Source organism: Streptomyces roseicoloratus, from assembly GCF_004117935.1.
GTDB classification, from domain to species: Bacteria; Actinomycetota; Actinomycetes; order Streptomycetales; family Streptomycetaceae; genus Streptomyces; species Streptomyces roseicoloratus.
Genome location: NZ_SDOY01000163.1, coordinates 1 through 3,745, shown reverse-complemented (window position 1 = coordinate 3,745; position 3,745 = coordinate 1). Strand labels below are relative to the sequence as shown.

The 3,745-nt window shown below is 67.7% G+C and carries 3 protein-coding genes; 1 reads left to right on the top strand and 2 read right to left on the bottom strand.

Going from position 1 to position 3,745, the window contains the following annotated elements:
* Positions 1-857: 857 nt before the first annotated feature.
* Both ESG85_RS28345 and ESG85_RS28340 read right to left on the bottom strand, forming a co-directional pair.
* Complete coding sequence (locus ESG85_RS28345; RefSeq protein ID WP_128984029.1) at positions 858-1,451, bottom strand: SMI1/KNR4 family protein; 594 nt, start codon at positions 1,449-1,451, stop codon at positions 858-860.
* Between the two features lie 106 nt (positions 1,452-1,557).
* Positions 1,558-2,354 (bottom strand): IS5 family transposase gene (locus ESG85_RS28340; protein ID WP_164986340.1). Its coding sequence is split into 2 segments (ribosomal slippage): positions 1,558-2,021 and positions 2,021-2,354, totalling 798 coding nucleotides; the frame shifts between segments, so codons are not numbered across the junction.
* Between the two features lie 290 nt (positions 2,355-2,644).
* Here ESG85_RS28340 and ESG85_RS37055 point away from each other — a divergent pair.
* Positions 2,645-3,711 (top strand): IS630 family transposase gene (locus tag ESG85_RS37055; protein ID WP_425471196.1). Its coding sequence is split into 2 segments (ribosomal slippage): positions 2,645-3,088 and positions 3,091-3,711, totalling 1,065 coding nucleotides; the frame shifts between segments, so codons are not numbered across the junction.
* The last annotated feature ends 34 nt before the right edge of the window (positions 3,712-3,745 follow it).

The following is a 3,745-nucleotide window of genomic DNA, read 5'->3' as shown; positions in this document are numbered from 1 at the left end:
TAGTCGAAAACCCATCTACCAGGGGCTTCACCCGTCTGTCAGCCCAACCGCCCCTCCTGGCCGACAGGTTGGAAAGAGCTCACTCCCATGCGCGGGGTCGCCCAGGCGCTCCGACAACCTTTTCACCCTGCCGCCGGCCCGCGTCGACTTCGCCGTTGCCGAACGCTGCGTCAAGACGACGATGGACATGGCGGAGTTACGGGAAAGGCGTCGGCCCGCGCAGCCGTACGTGGTTTTCCACCTCGGCCGTGAAGGCCTCGACTCCCTGCGCGAGCACACCGAAATCTTCTGGTGGATCACCGAGCCGACAGATGGGGGGCTGCCCGCTCTGGCGCCAGGCGGAGACCGCTTGGCTCGAACGTCGCATCCGGAAGAGACCTCCGACCCAGCTCACCACCCCGAGGCAGAAGTCCTGGGTCATGATCCCCTGCTTCGATTACACCCCTCTGAACGCCTCCGCTTCGTCCTCAGTGGAGGCCAGCCGCACCGGGCGAACGAATGGGCCGTCGCCCCCTGCACGCTCCCTCGCAGGCCAGCTAGACGAGATCGAAGCGGCCCGCCAGAAGCGCATCTGCCGGGAAGCCGCCATGAATGGAGCACACGTCCCATACGCCGAGGCATACCGCGTCAGACACCTCGAGGCACAGGAAGACCCATGGTGCCACGCCACCCGACTTGCGGAGTACGTGAGCGCCGTACGCACGCACCCGCGTCGAGACCATGCCCCCGGGTCAGACCAGAACCGAAGCCGAAGCATGGTTCGACTAGGCAGCAGCACGCGTGGAGCGCCTTAGAGATCGTCTCGTTTGGCTTGTCTTCCGGGCTGGAGGGCGATCCGGTTGCCGTGTGGGACGGGGTTACATGCCGCGATCCGGGCCGCGACATGGTTCTGGACGTTCGGCGGCGGTCATCGGGAGCCTGAGCAGTTGCACCGGGCCGGGGTAGAAGGCGGAGCTGTGAGGGCCGGCCATGTTCTCGCCGACGAGGTAGCGGTACAGCCATTCGGCGAAGCTCATGCGGTGCTGTGACCAGCCACCTTCTCCGTCCTCAACGAGGAGCCATGAGGTGTCAGCCGCCGAGAGGAAGATCGTCTCGCCTCGGTCGGTACTCGCGATCGGCCACAGACCCTCTCGGGTGCCGAAGCTCAGCTCCTTGAGTTCGAACAGCAGGCGAGGATCCTCGTCCGCGTCGAGGCCGTCCCAGGGCACCTCGGACCACGCCCGGGCCGTGTCGCGTATCCACTGGCCCAGGTTCCACCGCTCGGTCGCTGGGTGAGAGAGGGACAGGTGGCCGTTGAGTTCGATCGGGGCGTATGCGTCCACGAGGACCCGGTAGTCGGAGGGCAGTTGTACGCCGAGTTCTGCGTGGAGTCGGTCCCACGCCGACGGGTCGGCGTAGCGGTTCTGGGCCTCTCCGAGCATCGCCATGACGGCGTTCAGATAGTCAGGCATGGGCTACCTCGCTGGTGTACGCACAGGTCTCGGCACGAAGCGGCAGGCCGAGGCCCGGGGGCATCCGGTTACGCCTTGGATCATCGCAGCCCCGGAACCGTCGTGGTCAGGCCGCCAGCCGTCGGTAGCAGATCAGGGTCGCGGCGATGCCGGCGAAGGCCAGGAAGTGCGCGGCCTTGCGCTCGTAGCGGCGATGCAGGCGGCGGCACCCGGCCAGCCACGCCACCGTGCGCTCCACGGTCCAGCGGTGGCGCCCCAGTCGCTGGGAGGATTCGATGCCCTTGCGGGCGATGCGCGGTGTGATGTGCCGCGAGCGCAGCCACCGTCGCAGATGGTCGTAGTCGTACCCCTTGTCGGCATGCAGCTTTGCGGGGCGGCGCCTACGCGGTCCGCGGCGCGAGCGTATGGGCGGAATGCCGCGCACGAGGGGTTCCAGGCCCTGGCTGTCGTGCATGTTCGCGGCGGAGATCCCGATCGAGATGGGCAGACCAGTCCGCTCGGTGATCAAGTGGATCTTTGATCCTTTCTTGCCGCGATCTACGGGATTCGGACCCGTAAGGTCCCCCCTTTCAGCGCCCGCATGTTCACCGAGTCGATCGCGCACCGAGACCAGTCCAACTCGCCGCGGGCACCGAGCTCGTCCAGGACCAGGCGGTGGAGCTTGCCCCACACCCGGGCTCGGCTCCACTCGGTGAACCTCCGGTGCGCGGTAGGCCCCGACGGGCCGAAGACCAGCGGCAGCTGCCGCCACGTACAGCCTGTGGTGGCTACGAACACGATCGCCGCGAGCACTTGCCGATCCCCATACCGGCGTCGCCCGCCGCCCTGCGGACGCACCGGGGCAGCCGGAACCACCCGCTGGAACAACTCCCACAAGCCGTCCGGAACCAGACGCTCGACCATCGCCATCACGGCAGTCAGCCTAATGATCAATCCAGTTGAGACGACCTCTTAACCCCGCGAGCACACCGCCCCGACTGCCCGACATCCCCGAACCACGAGCCGACGACCTCAGGCCCTTCCTCGGGGCGCTGGAGCCCCTACGGCCCCTGACACAACACGGCCCGGACACTCCACCAGCGTCACGGAACGTCACTACCGAGAAGCGGGTGGGGCAGGGGCAGCTACTGAGGCTGAACTCGTGGTGTCGCAGGGGCTGACGGCTGGTCGTCTGCTGCGGTATCACCGGAGGCATGCGGTATCCACAAGGGGGCGGGCTGACCGCCGAACGGCAGCAGTTCCGCGAGGGGTTACGGCTCAAGGCCGCAGAGCGGTTCGCCCAGGGCGAGGCGAGTGCGGTGATCGCCAAGGACCTGCGGGTCAGCGTCCGCTCTGTGCAGCGGTGGCGGCGGACGTGGGATGAGGGCGGTCCGCGGGCTCTGCGGTCGCAGGGGCCGGCGTCGCTGCCGAGGCTAAGCGAGAAGCAGTTCGCTCAGCTGGAGGCGGAGCTTGCCAAGGGGCCAGCCTCGCATGGCTGGGAGGACCAGCGGTGGACGCTGGCGCGGGTCAAGACGGTGATCGGCAGGCGTTTCCACCTGACCTACACGATTCAGGGTGTGCGCAAGCTGCTGGTGCGTAACGGCTGGTCCTGTCAGGTGCCGGCCCGACGCGCGATGGAGCGGGACGACGCGGCGGTGGCCGGATGGGTCAAGGAGGTGTGGCCCTGCGCGGAAGACTCGCGGCGGCGCGCGGAGCCTGGCTCGTCTTCGAGGACGAAGCCGGATTCTCCATGACGCCGCCGCATGCGAAGACCTGGTCCCAGCGCGGCCGGACCCCGGTGGTGCGGGTCCGCGGCCGGTCCCGTAGACGAGTATCGATCGCCGCGCTGACCTGCTACAAACCCGGGCACCGGTCCCGGCTGATCTACCGGCCCCGCCGGGACGACGGCCGACGCGACGGACGCAAGAGCTTCTCCTGGCGCGACTACCGAGACCTGCTGATCGCCGCCCACCAGCAGCTCGGCGGCCCGATCGTGCTCGTCTGGGACAACCTCAACGTCCACAAAGCCGCCGACCTGCGGGAATGGGCGGCAGCCCAGGACTGGCTGACCATCCACTACCTGCCGCCTTACGCACCCGACCTCAACCCCGTCGAAGGGATCTGGTCACTGCTACGGCGCGGCTGGCTCTCCAACGTCGCCTTCAGTACCCCCGAACACCTCGTCCAACGCATCCGACGCGGCCTACGGCACATCCAGTACCGCAGCCACCTCATAGACGGCTGCCTCGCCGAGACCGGTCTGGTCATCAGGCCCGCCTGATCAGCAGCACGACACCACGAGTTCAACCTCAGTA